This is a genomic window from Bacteroides sp. QWL-09 (genome assembly GCF_058683585.1).
On sequence record NZ_CM178748.1, the window covers coordinates 2,148,280 to 2,166,780 of the forward strand.

12 protein-coding genes are annotated in these 18,501 nt (G+C 38.7%); all 12 read left to right on the forward strand.

All coding sequences use genetic code 11. The annotated features are described in order from the left end of the window. The 12 genes from AC4PG5_RS08400 to AC4PG5_RS08455 all read left to right on the forward strand — a co-directional run bounded on the left by AC4PG5_RS08400 (window position 1) and on the right by AC4PG5_RS08455 (window position 18,488). Window positions 1-2,283 (forward strand): GH92 family glycosyl hydrolase, encoded by a 2,283-nt coding sequence (locus tag AC4PG5_RS08400; RefSeq protein WP_492030721.1) that lies wholly within the window; start codon window positions 1-3, stop codon window positions 2,281-2,283. Between the two features lie 11 nt (window positions 2,284-2,294). Then, on the forward strand, window positions 2,295-4,568 hold the full coding sequence (locus AC4PG5_RS08405) for a GH92 family glycosyl hydrolase (protein ID WP_492028491.1): 2,274 nt from the start codon (window positions 2,295-2,297) through the stop codon (window positions 4,566-4,568). A gap of 280 nt (window positions 4,569-4,848) precedes the next feature. After that, window positions 4,849-8,238, forward strand: a complete 3,390-nt coding sequence (locus AC4PG5_RS08410) for a TonB-dependent receptor (RefSeq protein ID WP_492028492.1) — start codon at window positions 4,849-4,851, stop codon at window positions 8,236-8,238. Window positions 8,239-8,254: 16 nt separating this feature from the next. After that, a complete protein-coding gene (locus AC4PG5_RS08415) occupies window positions 8,255-9,865 on the forward strand; it encodes a SusD/RagB family nutrient-binding outer membrane lipoprotein (protein ID WP_492028493.1) in 1,611 nt (536 codons plus the stop codon). Between the two features lie 48 nt (window positions 9,866-9,913). Further along, a complete protein-coding gene (locus tag AC4PG5_RS08420) occupies window positions 9,914-10,948 on the forward strand; it encodes a glycoside hydrolase family 18 (protein WP_492028494.1) in 1,035 nt (344 codons plus the stop codon). An 8-nt stretch (window positions 10,949-10,956) separates the two neighbouring features. Then, on the forward strand, window positions 10,957-12,099 hold the full coding sequence (locus tag AC4PG5_RS08425; protein WP_492028495.1) for a DUF1735 and LamG domain-containing protein: 1,143 nt from the start codon (window positions 10,957-10,959) through the stop codon (window positions 12,097-12,099). Window positions 12,100-12,113: 14 nt separating this feature from the next. Then, entirely contained in the window at window positions 12,114-13,532 is a 1,419-nt protein-coding gene (locus tag AC4PG5_RS08430) for a BT_3987 domain-containing protein (RefSeq protein ID WP_492028496.1), read from the forward strand. Between the two features lie 17 nt (window positions 13,533-13,549). Beyond that, window positions 13,550-14,533 carry a hypothetical protein gene (locus AC4PG5_RS08435; protein WP_492028497.1) on the forward strand — a complete coding sequence of 328 codons (984 nt, stop codon included), beginning with the start codon at window positions 13,550-13,552 and terminating at the stop codon, window positions 14,531-14,533. A gap of 185 nt (window positions 14,534-14,718) precedes the next feature. Beyond that, window positions 14,719-15,018 (forward strand): transposase, encoded by a 300-nt coding sequence (locus AC4PG5_RS08440; protein WP_492028498.1) that lies wholly within the window; start codon window positions 14,719-14,721, stop codon window positions 15,016-15,018. 47 nt (window positions 15,019-15,065) lie between these two features. Then, on the forward strand, window positions 15,066-15,908 hold the full coding sequence (locus tag AC4PG5_RS08445) for an IS3 family transposase (protein ID WP_492030722.1): 843 nt from the start codon (window positions 15,066-15,068) through the stop codon (window positions 15,906-15,908). A gap of 153 nt (window positions 15,909-16,061) precedes the next feature. Next, the gene (locus tag AC4PG5_RS08450) at window positions 16,062-17,294 is read left to right on the forward strand and encodes a DUF3575 domain-containing protein (protein WP_492028499.1); all 1,233 of its coding nucleotides are present in this window, start codon (window positions 16,062-16,064) and stop codon (window positions 17,292-17,294) included. 21 nt (window positions 17,295-17,315) lie between these two features. Beyond that, window positions 17,316-18,488 (forward strand): DUF5119 domain-containing protein, encoded by a 1,173-nt coding sequence (locus tag AC4PG5_RS08455; protein WP_492028500.1) that lies wholly within the window; start codon window positions 17,316-17,318, stop codon window positions 18,486-18,488. Window positions 18,489-18,501: the final 13 nt, after the last annotated feature.

Sequence of the window (18,501 nt, forward strand, 5' to 3'; positions counted from 1 at the left end):
ATAGCCATGACATTTAAGACCATCGTATTAGGATGCTTGGGAGGGTGCCTCATGTTCTCTTCCTGTTCTCTAAACAAAAGTATAAACGATTATAGTTCCTATGTTAATCCATTTATCGGCACGGGTGGACATGGACACACTTTCCCGGGAGCAACAATGCCACACGGTATGATTCAACCAAGCCCTGACACTCGAATCGACGGTTGGGATGCCTGCTCCGGATACCACTATTCCGACAGCACCATCAATGGATTCTCACATACCCATTTAAGCGGTACAGGATGTTGTGATTATGGAGATGTCTTAATTATGCCTACCGTTGGTCGACAACAGTATCAGTCGCTTGGAGCGAATAGCCAGCAACTCGCTTTTGCTTCCGCTTTCTCACACCAAAACGAAATAGCAGAACCCGGTTACTATTCGGTATTACTCGATCGTTATCACGTCAAAGCCGAACTGACAGCCACTAACCGCGGTGCCATTCATCGATATACTTTCCCAAAGAGTGATCAAGCCGGATTTATCATCGATTTAGATTACTCCCTGCAACGGCAGACCAATCAAGAGATGGAGATTAAAGTGATCAGTGACACAGAAATCTGTGGACGAAAAAAGACCGTCTACTGGGCTTTCGATCAATACATAAATTTCTATGCCAAATTTTCTAAACCGTTTACCTATACGTTAATCAACGATACCCTCACACAGGACAATGGGAAACGGCTACCACGGTGCAAAGCCTTAATCCAGTTTAAGACCAATAAAGACGAACAAGTATTCGTCAAAGTTGGAGTCTCGGCCGTTGATATCGAGGGAGCTAAACGTAATGTGGAGACAGAGATACCCGATTGGGAATTTGATAACGTACGTGCCAATGCTCGAAAGGCTTGGAATGAATATTTATCAAAAATAGATATTTCGACCTCCGACACCAACGATAAAACTATTTTTTACACGGCTCTTTATCACACCGGGATCAGTCCCAACCTGTTTACCGACATCGACGGTCGCTATCTTGGCATGGACTTGAAACCTCACCAAGGAGATACCATCAACCCCATATATACGACCTTCTCATTATGGGATACCTTCCGTGCTTTACACCCATTGATGACCATCATTGACCCTGAGCTAAATACTCAATTTATCAACTCGCTGATTAAAAAACACCAAGAAGGAGGAATCTTCCCCATGTGGGATTTAGCCTCAAACTACACCGGTACGATGATTGGTTATCATGCCGTTCCGGTTATTGTTGACGCCTATATGAAAGGCTATCGTAATTTCGATGTACGCGAGGCCTATAGAGCTTGTCTGCGCACTGCTGAATACGACACTACCGGAATTAAATGTCCGGCTTTGGTTCTCCCCCACTTAATGCCCAAAGCAAAATATTACAAAAATACCATTGGATACGTCCCTTGTGACCGAGAAAACGAATCCGTAGCCAAAGCATTAGAATATGCCTACAATGATTGGTGCATCTCGATTTTTGCCGATGCCATGAGTGATTTGGATAACAAAGAAAAATATGCTCGTTTTGCTAAAGCCTATGAATCTTATTTCGATCCATCGACTCGCTTTATGCGTGGTCTCGATTCAAAAGGCGAATGGCGCACACCATTCAACCCACGCGCATCCAATCACCGTAACGACGATTATTGCGAAGGAACAGCTTGGCAGTGGACCTGGTTTGTACCGCATGATATTCCGGGATTAGCACACCTCATGGGGGGAAATGATGCTTTTGCTAATAAGTTAGACTCCTTGTTCACCGCCGATTCTTCTTTGGAAGGCCATGTCACTTCTGCCGACATTAGTGGATTAATCGGTCAATATGCTCATGGCAATGAACCAAGTCACCATATTATCCACCTTTACAACTATGTCAACCGCCCGTGGCGTACACAAGAGTTGGTCGACAGTGTCTTCAACAGCCAATACACTAATGCAGTAGACGGACTTGCAGGCAATGAAGATTGCGGTCAGATGTCGGCTTGGTATATCCTTAATGCCATGGGATTCTATCAAGTCTGTCCGGGACAGCCCACCTATTCAATCGGTCGCCCGCGCTTCGATAAAGTATCAGTCAACCTCACAAATGGCAACACCTTTACAGTGATAGCAAAGAACAATTCAAAAACCAATAAATATATTGAGAGTGTGACCCTCAATGGGATCCTTCTAAACAAACCCTTCTTCACGCACAACGATATTGTCAAAGGAGGCACATTAGAAATCAAGATGACCAATCGCCCTACACAATGGGGTGTAAAACCGTAAAATCAACTAACATGAAAAGAGTACTGCTCATCGTTTGTGTGCTCAGCTGCACCTTACTCACCCAAGCCAAAGATTGGACCCAGTATGTCAATCCACTGATGGGAACCCAATCGACTTTCGAGTTATCTACCGGAAATACTTATCCGGCTATAGCCCGCCCCTGGGGAATGAATTTCTGGACCCCTCAAACCGGGAAAATGGGCGATGGTTGGCAATATGTTTACACCGCCTACAAAATCCGTGGATTCAAACAGACCCACCAACCTAGTCCATGGATCAACGACTACGGTCAGTTTTCCATCATGCCAATTGTTGGAAAGCCTGAGTTTGACGAAGAAAAGCGAGCAAGTTGGTTCTCACATAAGAGTGAAGAAGCCACCCCTTACTCCTACAAGGTCTATCTTGCCGATCACGACATCCTAACCGAGATGGCTCCAACCGAACGGGCTGCTCTCTTCCGTTTTACGTTTCCCGAGAACGATCATTCGTACGTTGTGATCGATGCCTTCGATAAAGCATCATACATTAAGATCCTTCCAGAATCCAATCGGATTATCGGTTATTCAACACGCAACAGCGGAGGAGTTCCCGATAATTTCAAAAACTACTTCATCATTGAGTTCGACAAGCCTTTTACTTATAAAGCAACCGTCAACAACGGACAACTCACCACCGATAATAATGAACAAACCACCAATCATGCCGGTGCCATCATCGGGTTTCGCACCCACAAAGGAGAACAAGTACAAGCTCGCATCGCCTCATCGTTTATTAGCTTCGAGCAAGCAGAACTTAATCTCAAAGAGCTTGGAACAGATTCCATGGAGCAATTGGCAGCAAAAGGCAAAGAAGCTTGGAACAACGTTTTAGGCAAGATAGAAGTCGACGGCGGAACCATCGATCAGTATCGTACATTCTACTCTTGCCTTTATCGTTCGTTGCTCTTTCCTCGTAAATTTTATGAGATAGATGCCAACGGCCAACCGGTACACTATAGCCCATACAATGGGAAGGTTCTTCCGGGATATCTATATACCGACACTGGCTTTTGGGATACTTTTCGATGCTTATTCCCGTTGCTCAACTTGATGTATCCGTCGGCTAATAAAGAGATGCAAGAAGGATTGATCAACACCTACAAAGAAAGCGGTTTCTTCCCGGAATGGGCTAGTCCCGGACATCGTGGATGCATGGTTGGTAATAATTCCGCATCCATCTTAGTCGATGCTTATATGAAAGGAGTCCAAGTCGATGATCTCAAAACACTTTACGAAGGATTACTTCACGGCACTCAAAGTGTTCACCCCACAGTCTCTTCTACCGGGCGACTAGGGCACGAATATTACAACAAATTGGGTTATGTGCCTTATGATGTAAAAATCAATGAGAATGCTGCTCGTACCTTAGAATATGCTTACGACGATTGGTGTATATACCAAATGGCCAAAGCCCTTAAACGTCCGAAAAAAGAGTTGAACTTGTTTGCTCAACGGGCCATGAACTACAAAAATCTATTCGACCCTTCATCGAAACTGATGCGTGGACGCAATGCCGATGGCAGTTTCCAATCTCCTTTCTCACCACTGAAATGGGGAGATGCCTTTACCGAAGGCAACAGTTGGCATTACACGTGGTCGGTCTTCCATGATCCGCAAGGCTTGATCGATTTGATGGGTGGAAAGAAAGAGTTTGTACAAATGCTAGATTCTGTTTTCGCTGTTCCGCCTATTTACGATGAAAGTTACTACGGTCAGGTGATTCATGAAATCCGCGAGATGACCGTCATGAACATGGGGAACTATGCTCATGGTAACCAACCGATACAGCATATGATTTACCTCTATAACTATGCCGGAGAACCATGGAAAGCCCAATATCGTTTACGTGAAGTCATGAATCGGATGTATACTCCCGGACCGGATGGCTATTGCGGAGATGAAGATAACGGTCAGACTTCAGCATGGTACGTCTTCTCTGCCATGGGATTCTATCCGGTGTGTCCCGGGACAACCGAATACATTTTAGGAGCACCATTATTCAAAAAGGCTACATTACATTTCGAAAATGGAAATTCCTTAGTGATTAATGCGCCTAAAAATGATAATGAATGCCGCTACATCCATCGTATGGAATTTAATGGGAATACCTATACCAAAAATTTTGTACGCCATGATGATTTATTAAAAGGCGGAATTATTACATTCGATATGAGCCATTCTCCAAATACGGAACGAGGTATACAAAAGACTGATCTTCCTTATTCGTTTTCTAAAGAGAAGCCCTAAAATCAGCGATCAAGAAGATTTATTCATCTAGACTTAAAAAGATGTGTATTTTATGTTTCTACCCAAGAAAGACAGCAAGTTCTTTGCTGTCTTTCTTGGGTAGAAACATAAAATACTTTAAGATAAATGAGAATAAGAACAACAAAAAAAAAGATTTATGTAAAATATGTACCATCCTACTAAGTGTTTCTTTCAATCGGATTGTTACATAATCGAAAGACAGAGAAAGTCGACACTCTTTCTTTCATAATTAACATTATAATAACCATAAAATAAAAGTATGAAAAGCAAACATTCGTCTAGAAAGTCTAAGCTATTCCGAACATTACTGGCTCTTTTATTTTTAACAGCTCCTTTGCAATGGGCAATGGCACAGATTACTTTATCTACACCACGCACCACCCTTAGAGCCGTTATTAAGCAAATACAAGAGCAAACAGACTATCAATTCTTTTATAACGACAAACTGTCCAGTCTCGCTGTAGAAGCCATCAAAGTAAATAACGCTTCAGTTCAACAAGTACTTAATATGTTACTTAACAACAAGCCGATTTCTTATAAGATAGAAGACAATATTGTATATCTGCAAAACAAAGAGAAAGATGACAAAACATTACAAAAAGGGAAAGAACGCTCTGTAATAGGTCGGGTAATTGATGCCAATGGAGATCCTCTAATTGGCGTAAGTATTTTAATAAAAGGAACTTCAACGGGTGCTATTACTAATGTTGATGGAAATTATTCCATCGTAACGAACAACATAAGCCCTATCCTAGTTTACTCTTACATTGGTTTCAAAACGCAAGAAATTGCCTTGAGAAATCAGACAACTATCAATGTAACAATGCACGATGATTCTCAGATGATTTCTGAAGTAGTAGTCACCGCTCTCGGTATCAAACGTTCAGAAAAAGCTTTGAGTTACAACGTACAACAAATAAAGACAGATGCTGTTACGTCTAACAAAGACGTCAATTTTGTCAATTCACTGAGTGGTAAAGTTGCTGGCGTCAATATCAATGCTTCATCATCAGGAGTGGGTGGTGTATCTAAAGTAGTGATGCGTGGAACAAAATCAATCATGCAATCGTCAAATGCACTTTATGTAATTGATGGTGTTCCTGTTTTTTCTGGTCGCAGCAATAAAGGAGGAGGTACGGAATTTGATTCTCAAGGTTCTACAGAACCAATTGCAGATATCAACCCTGAAGATATTGAATCTATGTCCGTATTGACTGGCGCTGCAGCTGCTGCACTTTATGGGTCGGAAGCTGCTAATGGTGCCATTATCATTACCACAAAGAAAGGAAAAGAAGGACGTGTAAAGTTGACTGTAAGTAGCAACACAGAGTTCTCAGCTCCCTTCATAATGCCTCGTTTTCAAAACCGTTATGGGACAGGATTAAATGGAATAATTAGCCAAACAGGAGCCATGAGTTGGGGATCCCGTCTCACTCCCTATAATAATTGGAATTACAATCCAGCTAACGATTATTTTCAAACAGGTATTATTGCTACAGAAACCGTATCAATAAGTACTGGTACAGAAAAGAATCAAACCTATGCTTCAGCTGCAGCTGTCAATTCAAAAGGCTTGATTCCTAATAATAAATATAATCGTTACAACTTCACCGTACGCAACACCACCTCATTTCTGGATGACAAAATGAAACTAGATGTTGGTGCAAGCTATATTCTTCAAAATGATCGCAATATGACTAACCAAGGTACTTATAACAATCCTTTGGTAGGGGCATACCTTTTCCCACGTGGCAATGATTGGCAAGAAATTGAGATGTACGAACGCTATGATGCTGCTCGTAAAATTCACACTCAATATTGGCCTATTGGCGATGAAGCGATGGCTATGCAGAATCCTTATTGGATTAATAACCGTAACCTACGCGAAAATAAAAAAGATCGATATATGCTTAATGCAGGACTTAACTATGAGATATTAGATTGGCTTAACGTGACTGGACGTATACGTTTAGATAATTCAAACAATGATTATACAGAGAAATTCTATGCCTCAACCAATCGCCAACTTACTGAAAAATCCAGCCGTGGCCTCTTTGGTATAAGCAAAACCCAAGAGAAACAACTTTATACCGATTTTTTACTAAATATTAATAAATACTTTGGCGAAAATTGGTCACTTGCCGCTAATATCGGTGCTTCATATTCGGATATCCGCACCGATGAAATGAAAGTACGTGGACCTATTGCCGACGGTAGCGATTCATTTGTGGGTGAACCAGTGGGGTTAACTAATTATTTTGCTATCCAAAACTTGAGTGCTACTAAAACGCAGCGTTTGCAAGAAGGATGGCGAGAACAAACGCAGTCAATCTTTGCATCAGTAGAGTTAGGTTATAAAAATACTTACTTCTTGACACTAACAGGCCGTAACGATTGGCCATCTCAATTAGCAGGTCCAAATTCCGACAGTAAATCATTCTTCTACCCTTCGATAGGGGGGGCAATAGTCTTGTCAGAATTAATACCCAACTTAAACAAAGACTTACTTTCTTTTATGAAAATTCGCGGTTCATGGGCATCAGTAGGTAGTCCTTTTTCTCGCTATTTGGCTAACCCACGTTATGAATGGAATGCTAGTTCGGGACAATGGAGTATTATGACTCAATACCCACTTTATAACTTAAAACCAGAACGCACTGATTCATGGGAACTTGGTTTGAATATGCGTTTCCTTAAAGATTTCGAACTAGACATTACTTACTATAATGCTAAGACAAAAAACCAAACATTCAACCCTAACCTCCCCGTTAGTGGATGGTCAGCTATGTATATCCAAACAGGTGCAGTACGTAATCATGGTATAGAATTCTCACTCAACTTTAACCATAAATGGAACAAGTTTGCTTGGGAATCAGGATTTACTTTCTCAACTAACGAAAATAAAATTCTAACTTTAGCAGACAATGCTATTAACCCAATCACTGGAGAGCGTTTTTCCATCAACACTCTTAACATGGGAGGGTTAGGTGAAACTCGCTTTTTGCTTCACGAAGGTGGTAGTATGGGTGATTTATACTCCCTTATCGATATGAAACGCGATGACAGAGGAAATATCATGATTGATGCAAATGGGCTACCCTCAACAGAAACAATACAGAATCCTGATAAATATATCAAATTGGGTAGTGCGCTTCCAAAAGCAAATTTAGCTTGGCGTAATAATCTTAATTATAAAAATGTCAACCTTGGTTTCATGATAGCAGTTCGTTTAGGTGGTGTCGTATTCTCACGTACACAAGCTATGCTAGATTATTATGGTGTATCTGAAGTAACAGCCAATGCACGCGACAAAGGATACGTACTGGTAAACGGTAATAATTACATAAACCCTCAATCTTGGTACACGACAGTGGGTAGCGGTACTTCAGTGCCTCAATATTATACTTACTCTGCGACTAATGTACGCTTACAAGAAGTATCATTAGGTTATACAATTCCTCGCAAATGGTTAGGCAATGCATGTAACATCAAATTATCACTCGTAGGTCGAAACTTATTGATGATTTACAACAAAGCCCCCTTTGATCCTGAAAGTGTGGCCTCTACCAATAACTTTTACCAAGGTATAGACTACTTCATGATGCCTTCACTGCGTAACGTAGGTTTTAATATAACCTTTAACTTTTAAATTCTAACTAATAGATATGAAACAGAATATATTCAATAAACTTGCCATTGCAACTGCAGTTTTAGGCATAAGCTTGGGGTCGTGCACAGACAATTATATAGAAATCAATTCTAACCCTTATCAACCAGGCGATCTATCGGCAGACGACTATGCCTTAGGATCGGCCATGAGTAATTTGGCTAGTACCGTGATCTCTTCTGACGTAAATACAGCACAGTTTACCGACTGCTTGTTAGGTGGTCCCTTAGGTGGATATTTTGCAGACTCAAATAGTGGTTGGAGCAATACGATATCTAATTTTGACGCCAAGAATGACTGGACGCGCGTATTCCTAATTAGTGATCGCATAGTAGCAACTCTTTATAGCAATTTAAATACTGTAAAAATGGTGAGTGAGAAGACTAACAATCCCGTTCCTTACGCTATAGCTACAGTTATCAAAGTAGCTGCCATGAGTCGCGTGACCGATGCATATGGAGCTATTCCTTATTCAAAGATCGGACAAGACGGTAAAATTACGATTCCTTACGATTCTCAGAAAGAAGTATATGATATTTTTTTTGAAGAACTTGACGAAGCAATTGCCACGCTTACCGAACATCGAACTGCAGCACTTGTGGCTACAGCCGATTTCGTATATGATGGTAATATTCCTCAATGGGCAAAATTTGCTAATTCTTTAAAACTTCGCCTAGCGATGCGCATAGCTTATGCCAATCCAACAAAAGCTAAAAAGATGGCAGAAGCAGCAGTTAATCACGAAATGGGACTAATTACCACCAACGCTGATAATGCCACTTGGAATTACTTCGGAACCATGCCTAATCCCATTTTTACTGCTGTACGGTATAACGAAGAACAAACTGGTGGTGACACACATGCAGCAGCTGACATTATCTGTTACATGAACGGATATAAAGATCCCCGCCGTGCTAGTTACTTCGAAGAATCTGGATGGGAAGGCGTAGAGTATTGCGGCTTACGCCGTAGCATCAACATGGCTCGCATGTCCGAACATTTCAATAAATATTCTAAAGTAAAAATGACAGCAAATGATGCAGTCCTTTGGATGAATGCTGCAGAAGTGGCCTTCCTACGTGCAGAAGGTAGAGCTGTATTCGGTTTCGATATGGGAGATGAAGCCAAAAATTTATATGAACAAGGAATACGTCTCTCGTTTGAACAATGGGGAGCAGCTGGCGTAAACAAATATCTAGCTGATGAAATTAGTCAACCGACTACTTATTTGGATCCATCTACTGAATACACTTATTCAGATGCGATCTCTACCATCACGATTAAATGGGACGAATCTGCGACTATCGAAGAAATGCAGGAACGCATCATCACACAAAAATGGATTGCCAATTGGCCTTTAGGTAATGAAGCATGGGCAGACTATCGACGTACAAGCTACCCTCATCTCATACCTTCTGCTACTGATGGCAATAGAAGTGGAGGTATAGTAGACAACACAAAGGGTGCGCGCCGCATGCCTTATCCCTCAGAAGAATACACAAACAACACTGAAAACATACAATATGCCGTAGCCAACTATTTGAAGGGTGCCGACAATATGGGTACCGATGTGTGGTGGGCATGTAAAAATAAAAATGTGAACCCCTAAACAGACTATACAAATATGAAAACATTGAATAATATATTATTAAAAAGCATGATTGCAATAGTTCTCTCTATGCTTACCTTTACGGCTTGTTCTGATTGGAATGAAGTGGAGAGCATTACAATTAATGAACCCAATATTGCTGATCAAAATGCCGAACTATATGCTCAATATCTTGAGAATCTAAAAGGATACAAAAACAATGATCATCGACTAGTTTTGGGATGGTTCGACAATAGTATAAAAAAACCTTTTAGTGGCGCGCAACATATCAACGAACTACCCGATAGCCTTGATATTGTAGTGTTGATGTTTCCCGAAAATCTAACGGATTTTGAACGTAAAGAGATGACCGAAACTAAAGAGTTGAAAGGTACCAAATTTATCTATACCATCGACTATGAAGGCATCAAGGAGAACTATGAAATCATAAGTGACACTAACAAAAAGGAAGCCTCTAAAAAAGGAGAAGAAGAAGCTCCAACAGTAGACATTCCCGACTATATGACTTTTATGATTGACTCTGTGAGCAAAATTTTGAAACTAGCAGATCAATATGATTACGATGGTATTTCAATAACCTACTATGGAAAAGGTCTTTCAAACTGTACAGAGGCTGAACGTATAGAGGAGTTAGAAAACCAAAATCTCTTTATGGGAATGATAAATAGCTGGTACGAACACAATACAGATAAAGTTTTAGTCTTTGAAGGATTGCCTCAAAACATCCTTGACAAAACGTTTTTGTCAAAGTACACCACAATAATTCTTCCACTTATCAATGCCTTAGATGAATCGCAACTTGATTACCAACTATCTATTGCTCAATCAGATGGAGTACCTACCGATCGCTTTGGAGTAAAAATTAGTACTCCATCACTCAATGAAAAAGATACCGAGACTGGTTACTTCAGTAACGGCAAGCGAGTTCTGCCTTACGCAGCCAATTGGATTACAGCTAATCATAGTAACTGCAAAGTAAATAGTCTTGCCATCATGCAAATCAACAATGATTACTATACTTCAAATTATATCTATCAATACACTCGTAAAGCTATTGATACACTCAATCCATCATTTAAATAATATAGAAGATGAAAAAGTATAATATTTTCTCCATACTTTTATTAGGACTAATGCTTTTCTCGTGTAACGAAGAAACCGAAAAATTCAAGAATAAAGCTTTCATCAATGCTGACAAAAAATCCAACACAGTTCTGATGAAAATGGGTGTCAACACCGCTGAACGCATCATTAAAGTGTCCACGGCTCAACCTGTGTCAATGAATATAGCAATAAAGTACGTTATAGAAGAGAATAAAGTTCTTGAATACAACCAGATATACTCTGAGCAGGCATTAATACTACCTTCTGAGAACTACGAACTAGAATCAGCTACTGCTACTATATATGCAGGTGGTACAGAGTCAACCGAGAATAAGATAAAGTTTAAGAATCTCGATTTGTTAGACCATGAAAAAATGTATGTGCTTCCCATCTCATTTTCTACTGCAGATGTGAATATTTTACGTAGTAGTCAAACAAGTTATTACGTATTGAAAGGTGCCGCTTTAATTAATGTGGTGGCTAATATCAATCAAAACCATCTTTCTATTGATTGGGTAAACCGCTCTCCACTTAATGTCCTATCAAAGGTTACTATGGAAGCTTTAATTCGCGTAAACAAATTCGATCACATGATCAGTACTGTAATGGGAATTGAAGAAAAATTTCTAATTCGTATAGGTGATGCAGGCTTTCCCTCAAACCAATTTCAATTCGTACCATCGAATGGTAAAAAATTCCCTAAATCCGACAAACAAAACGCATTACCAACAGATGAATGGATTCACGTAGCAGTAACTTACAATGGATATATAACGACTCTTTATGTAAATGGAGGAAAAATAGCAAGCGAACCTACTCCGATGGGCTATGTAGCCTTAGCACCCACAGACAGTGATAATACATTCTATATTGGACGCTCATTCTCTGATAGTCGTTATTTAGATGGAGAAATTGCAGAATGTCGCATTTGGAATCTAGTTCGTACACAAGAAGAAATAGCTCTAAATCCTTATTATGTAAACCCTAATTCAGAAGGTTTAGTAGCATACTGGAAGTTTGATGATGAAGATCCTTATATTGTAAAAGACCATAGCATAAATGGTAATCATGCAAGAGCATCAAAACCTTTAAAATGGATTCAAGTAGAACTTCCTACTCTCCAAAAATAATATAACCACTAAATATGAAAACTATGAAATTTAGAAATATCATTATATTAGCACTAACATGTAGTGCTTTTACATCGTGTACTGAAAAGATAAACATCGCTCCTATTGATGAGGGCAACTACAGTGTCCCCTCCTCAGAGAAGGCCATAGTGTATATATTAGATGGCGAGGGTAAACGTCAATCAGGTATTATAGAATTTAGAGACCAAGGAACTTGCAACCTCTATGTCAATTTCACAAAAAGGTCGACCGGTGCAATTGTTGGTTTTGAATATAATGCCGCCGCACTTGAGCAATACAATAAGAAGCATGGTACCTCCTACGAACTAATGCCTGAAGCACAAGTTGACATACCCAAGGAAGTTGTTATTACAGCTGAATCCAGCCAATCGACAAAAGTTGAAATCTCCTTCAAAAGCACAAAATCAACTACAGATAAAGCTACTGCAAGAGAAATAAAAACTTACGTGATACCTGTGACTGCTAAAGTAAAGTCAGGCGACATCAAGTTTCCTGAATCAAACCAAACATTCTTTATTTTAGCAAAAGATTATTCAAACATACCTGATTGCAATAAATCTACAGGCATCAAACTAATTAGTTGTATGGAAGTAAACGACACTAATCCTCTCAACAACCTTTGTTTCACACTAGAAAACAGCGGTAAGCCACTTGTTGACATAGTGATACTTTTCTCGGCCAATATCACATACAACGAAGAAAAAGGCCGCGTTGAAGTATATTGCAATAGCAACGTACAACACCTATTGTCAAATAGAGATAAATACATCAAACCTTTACAAGATCGTGGAATCAAAGTATTACTTGGCATTTTAGGAAATCATGATAGAGCAGGCATTGCAGGATTATCCGACAACAACTCACGCCTCTTTGCACAAGATTTAAAATCAGTGGTCGAGGCATATCATTTAGATGGTGTATTCTTCGACGACGAATACTCTAATTATTTTAACGAAAGTGTAAGCGACTATCCTACTCCTGGTTTTGTATTACCTTCTTATACAGCTGCCTCTAGATTTGTTTATGAAGCGAAAAAAGCAATGCCTGATAAATTAGTGTCAGTATATGTATATACGCATACCTCAAGTTTAAATACAGTAGATGGATGCATACCTGGTGAATACATTGATTACGCCATCCATGATTATGGAAATTCTTATTCACTGTCATCCAATTATGAAGGACTTCCTAAATCAAGGTGGGCCATGTATTCTCAAGAATATAACTTAGGTAAATTCCACAACTATGCTTTGCAATCGATACGAGATAACGGCTATGCGCATATGATATTTGCGATGGATCCCTATCATAAAAATTTCGACGCGCAACTTTCCTCAATGAAACAAATAGCCTCTACTCTCTTCGATGAAGAATTAGTGTATGACGAAAAACCCTATAAAAAAGACTGGTAACATTATAATTATACAAAATGAAAACATTATATAAATTATTGTTTGTATCATTGATTGCTATGGGCTTTTCAGCTTGTAGTAAAGATGAAGGTATTGTATCTAAAGTTGATACTCCAGAACCATTCATAGATCTAACTTTCGATCGTGAGTTAATAGAGGTCGGAATAAAAGATTCAACTAGCTTCAATATTTTGACAGGAGGTGACAACTATAAAGTCTTTTCTCTCAACCCACAAATTATTGAAGTTTCTATTGAAAATAATGTAGTTAAAGTATTAGGTATATCTAAAGGAAAATCAAGTATTGTCATTTCAGACAACAACGGTACTTACAAAAAATTGCCGGTTGTATCCAAATACTCAACAATTCAGCTTGATAAAGACACTTTGTCACTCAAACTAAAATATGGATCTTCAAGCAGCAGTCAGTCTATTAACATACTTCAAGGTAATGGTGATTATAAAGCCGAAACGGATAATGATAGTGTGGCAACAGCTTCGGTAAATAATAACATAATCATTATTTATGCGAAAGCCGAAGGTAGTGCCAACATCACTATAACTGACGGTATGGGAGTATCTATTGTAATACCTATAAATATTATTATTACTACTGACCCTTATTCAGATGAAGAACTAGAATCATTGAAGAACAAAAAAACACCACAATATACTTGGACCGGCGTTTATGGTACCTTTAAAAAAGACACCGAATATTTCTACGGAACAAATTATAATATTGTAGAGAATGAATTTAACAAATATGGTTGGGAACAATATGGAATGGGATTAGTACTTTGGTTTAAAGGAGATAAAGCTGTAGGCAAAAAAACATCTGCGAAAGCAAAAGTAATCAATTTGAAATGGGAAACACATGAAATTAGCAAAGATGTAAACTTAGAAGTCATTAAAAACGATGGTAATTACATTTGGGTCGTATTTTCATACATCTATAAAGAGAAACTATATTATGGTAATTTTGTTCAAAAAATAGAGAAGTAAATAATTCATCATTAACTACGATTGATCAATAAAACTTAAATAGGTATAATAAATCAGAACTCGGCTACTGTTTTCTAGTAGTCGAGTTTCTTTTTATACCATTGCTGTCCGATAAAATCCCATAATGTGGAATAGCTAACTTTATCCGGACATTGAGTTAAGCCTAAAAAGTTTAACTTTACCCCATGAAAAAAGAAAGAACGCATTATGACTCTCTCTTTAAAGAGAATGCGGTTAAATTGAGTTATGAGAGAAAGAATGTAAGTGGTTTGGCTCGTGAACTTGGTGTGAGTGCGGCTTTGATTTATCGTTGGCGCAAAGAATATGTACAATATGGCAAAGGCAGTTTTCCAACCAATGGCATCATCAAACAGATTCCTGAAGAAAAGGAACTCTCTGCGATGAGAAAACGCATACGTGATATTGAGATGGAGAATGAAATCTTAAAAAAAGCGCTAGGCATCATTTCCAAAAGCGATCGTTGATTTATGAATTTATCAAGCAGCATTGTAAAATCTGGAGGATCTAAGTGATGTGTAGAATTCTAAGAGTATCAAAAAGCGGATATTATTCCTGGCTGCAATATCCTGAAGGAAAGAGGTTGAAGGCTTCTATAAACCTCCAGCAGGAGATTCGGAGAGAGTATTTTTCAGCAAAAGTTCGATATGGAAGTGTTCGCATAACCAAAGAGCTCACCAAGCGAGAAATCAAAGTTTCAAGAACGACAGTTGCTATCCATATGAAAAAGATGGAATTGCGCAGTAAGCTATCAAAGAAGTTTAAAGTAACGACAGATTCCTGCCACAAAGATCCAATAGCTGAAAATTTGTTGAACAGAAAGTTTAAGGTGGATGCTCCTTCAGTAGCTTGGGTTTCCGATATAACCTATATTCCTGTTTTAGGTGGGGGCTTTACTTATTTGACCACAGTGCTGGATTTATTTGATACAAAAATCATCGAATGGAGTGCCAGCGATGGCATGGCAACACAGGAAACAGTGCTGGCGGCATTTAACATGGCGGTTAAAAACCGCTCACCAAAACCCGGAATGATTTTTCATTCGGATAGAGGAGTCCAATATGCAAGTGGGAAGATGGCAAATGTGTTGGCTTCTTACAAGATACGCCAAAGCATGAGCCGAAAAGGGAATTGCTGGGATAATGCCGTAGCGGAAAGCTTCTTTAAAACCTTAAAAGTTGAGATGATATATGGCAATAAATTGATTTCAAAACAACAAATGAGAACGGAACTATTTGAATTCATTGAGATTTGGTATAACCGAAAAAGGAGGCATTCGGCACTCAATAATCTCAATATTATAGAGTTCTGGGAGTTGATAAATAGTAAAAATGTTAATTTATTAAATGTAGCTTAACTTTATGTCCGATTTTGCTTGGCTAGTCCACCCAATTTTATATAATCTTATAAGTTCTATCAAACAAGAATAAAAAAAAGATTATAAAAAACGAACTTTTTAATACACGTAATGTTGTTTATAGAAAAACCGTGTATGCTTCGATCTATTATTATGACATACCTAATATTTTGTGCTTCAGTATCTTTAGTTGCACAAAATGGTCAATCAGCTTCTAATGAAGCGAATGAAGTGATCATCTATTTCCGCTTTTCAAAAGCTTTAATAGAGAAAGATTATCAAAGCAATAATGCAGAGTTACAACGGCTAGATTATATTATCAAAGAAATCAATCAAGGATTTATTGATAGTATACAGATTGTCTCATCAACCTCCCCCGATGGAAATGTTAGTTATAACGAACGGCTCGCTAAAAGACGCTCCACATCCATTATTAATTATTTAAAATGGAAATATCCGGAAATCGATTTTAGCAAACTATCCATCTCTGAGAAAAATTATCGTTGGGAAGATCTAAGATCTCAGTTGGAATCGGATAATTCTGTTTCCTACCGGAATGAGATTTTAGCCATACTAAATCGCACAAAGGATCCCGATAGAACGATGAGTTTACTCAAACAAGTTGATGAAGGCAGATGTTTCAACTACTTATCAAAAAAATATTTGAGATTTCTAAGAAACGCAACAAGCATTACCTTCTACAAGAAAAAACCAGATCGCCTCAATCAGGCTGCAATAGTAGAACCACCTTTCGATAAAAGTGATTTCCAAAAAGGCCTTTACCTACAATCTCCTATTACAGGTCGTAGAGAAGCAGAATGGGCTTATCCATTTGCCATCAAAACAAACCTATTATTTGATTTGGCTACCGCTCTAAACGTAGAGCTGGAAGTTCCAATCGCAAAACAATGGTCTGTGGCAGCTGAATGGATTTTCCCATGGTGGTACTTAAAAAAAGATAAATGGGCAATGCACATTATGTATGGGAATCTAGAGGCTCGCTACTACTTTAGAAATAATCTAGAATCAGATTACTATTATACTCTAAGACGTAAACAACGAAATTCAATGCAAGGATGGTTTATGGGAGTATATGCCGGTGGCGGAATTTACGATCTACTGTGGAAAGAAGAAGGCGCCAAAGGAAACGTTTATCTGTCTACCGGATTAACCGCAGGATATGTGTTGCCTCTTAATCGGAAAATGGCCTTAGAATTCAGTTTGGGAGTTGGTTATTTACAAACTGACTATGAGAGATTTGTACCCAAAGGGCATTGCCTCGTTTGGCAAAGTGACGAAACACTTAAATGGTTTGGACTTACCCGGGCAAAAATTTCACTCATTTGGAAGTTGGGCTTCAAGAAGAAATATAAAATCAGTTATTGAATTAATGGATAAAATCATCATATGCTAGTCCTAAAAAACATAAAAAGCCTTTCCATAGTGATTATTGTCACAATATGGTGTTTTTCCGTAGTAAGTTGCGAGCGTTTGCACCTTGCTTACAGGGATACAAACTATGCTGAACTAAGTTTAACCTTTGATTGGCAAAAATGTAATGGATTTGTTCCAACAGTGAGTACTGTGCTATTCTATAAAGACCAATCCACTACTCCTATCATAGAATATGTCATGGGAGATCATTCTAGTGTAAAATTAGAACCTGGCACATACTCTGTCATAGCATTCAACGGTAGAATAAATGAATTTAGCCGACTAACGATCAAAGATTTAAATTCATACCTCGAGATTAATGGAGTGGCCAATCAGACCGGGAACAACTCATATTTAGGGCTTCCCCTATTAATGAATCCGGATTCATTGGTCGTGGCTTCAATGGCACATTTAGAAATCACCGAAAAAATGATAGAAGAGGCTTTCTTGGCTTCAGATAGCAAAGATTGTTCCGAGGATCCCCCAGCCATTTACGAATTGATTATCCAACCACGCCCAACCAATGTATCTTGTCACCTCTACATGGAAGTCGATCGATTATATTTAGTTAGGCCAGATGGAATGTCTATCCAATTATCCGGCATTGCTAAGGGGGTGGTATTAAATAGCCGTATTAACCCGGTAGACAAAGGAGCAACAGCATTTGATTCCAAAAGAGTACTTAACAACACTAATGTAAATGGGTACATCTTCGGTAAAAGCTTTGTTTTTGGTCTCCCAGGAGAAGCCTTTTATTCTGAGACAACCGACGATCCATCTATTATTTACCAAAAGATATCAGACACTAAATCTTTACAAAACAGAATTTATATTCCGGAATCAGAGCTATCATTACCCCCAGGTAGTCTAATGCTCGATGTTGAACTGACACTAAGAGATGTAGAAAGAACAGTTGTAAAGCGTCAATTCGACGTATCCTCCTACACAACGATCAAGAGAGACCTTTTTGGGGAAATCATTATTGAAATAAACCTAACAACAAATCCAGACAACAAAATAATAATACCAGAGGTCACTCCTGAAGATGAACAGGGACTAACTCCAGACGTAGGAGATTGGGGGGATGAAGATATTATAGACATACCGCTTGTCTCTACAAGAAAAGCAATAAATATCAATTATTAATTTTAAATCAGTT

Bases quoted from the DNA above. Each gene is read 5' to 3' on its own strand.
- AC4PG5_RS08405 (WP_492028491.1), top strand. From the start codon at position 2,295: ATGAAAAGAGTACTGCTCATCGTTTGTGTGCTCAGCTGCACCTTACTC.
- AC4PG5_RS08410 (WP_492028492.1), top strand. From the start codon at position 4,849: ATGAAAAGCAAACATTCGTCTAGAAAGTCTAAGCTATTCCGAACATTA.
- AC4PG5_RS08415 (WP_492028493.1), top strand. From the start codon at position 8,255: ATGAAACAGAATATATTCAATAAACTTGCCATTGCAACTGCAGTTTTA.
- AC4PG5_RS08420 (WP_492028494.1), top strand. From the start codon at position 9,914: ATGATTGCAATAGTTCTCTCTATGCTTACCTTTACGGCTTGTTCTGAT.
- AC4PG5_RS08425 (WP_492028495.1), top strand. From the start codon at position 10,957: ATGAAAAAGTATAATATTTTCTCCATACTTTTATTAGGACTAATGCTT.
- AC4PG5_RS08430 (WP_492028496.1), top strand. From the start codon at position 12,114: ATGAAAACTATGAAATTTAGAAATATCATTATATTAGCACTAACATGT.
- AC4PG5_RS08435 (WP_492028497.1), top strand. From the start codon at position 13,550: ATGAAAACATTATATAAATTATTGTTTGTATCATTGATTGCTATGGGC.
- AC4PG5_RS08440 (WP_492028498.1), top strand. From the start codon at position 14,719: ATGAAAAAAGAAAGAACGCATTATGACTCTCTCTTTAAAGAGAATGCG.
- AC4PG5_RS08445 (WP_492030722.1), top strand. From the start codon at position 15,066: ATGTGTAGAATTCTAAGAGTATCAAAAAGCGGATATTATTCCTGGCTG.
- AC4PG5_RS08450 (WP_492028499.1), top strand. From the start codon at position 16,062: ATGACATACCTAATATTTTGTGCTTCAGTATCTTTAGTTGCACAAAAT.
- AC4PG5_RS08455 (WP_492028500.1), top strand. From the start codon at position 17,316: ATGCTAGTCCTAAAAAACATAAAAAGCCTTTCCATAGTGATTATTGTC.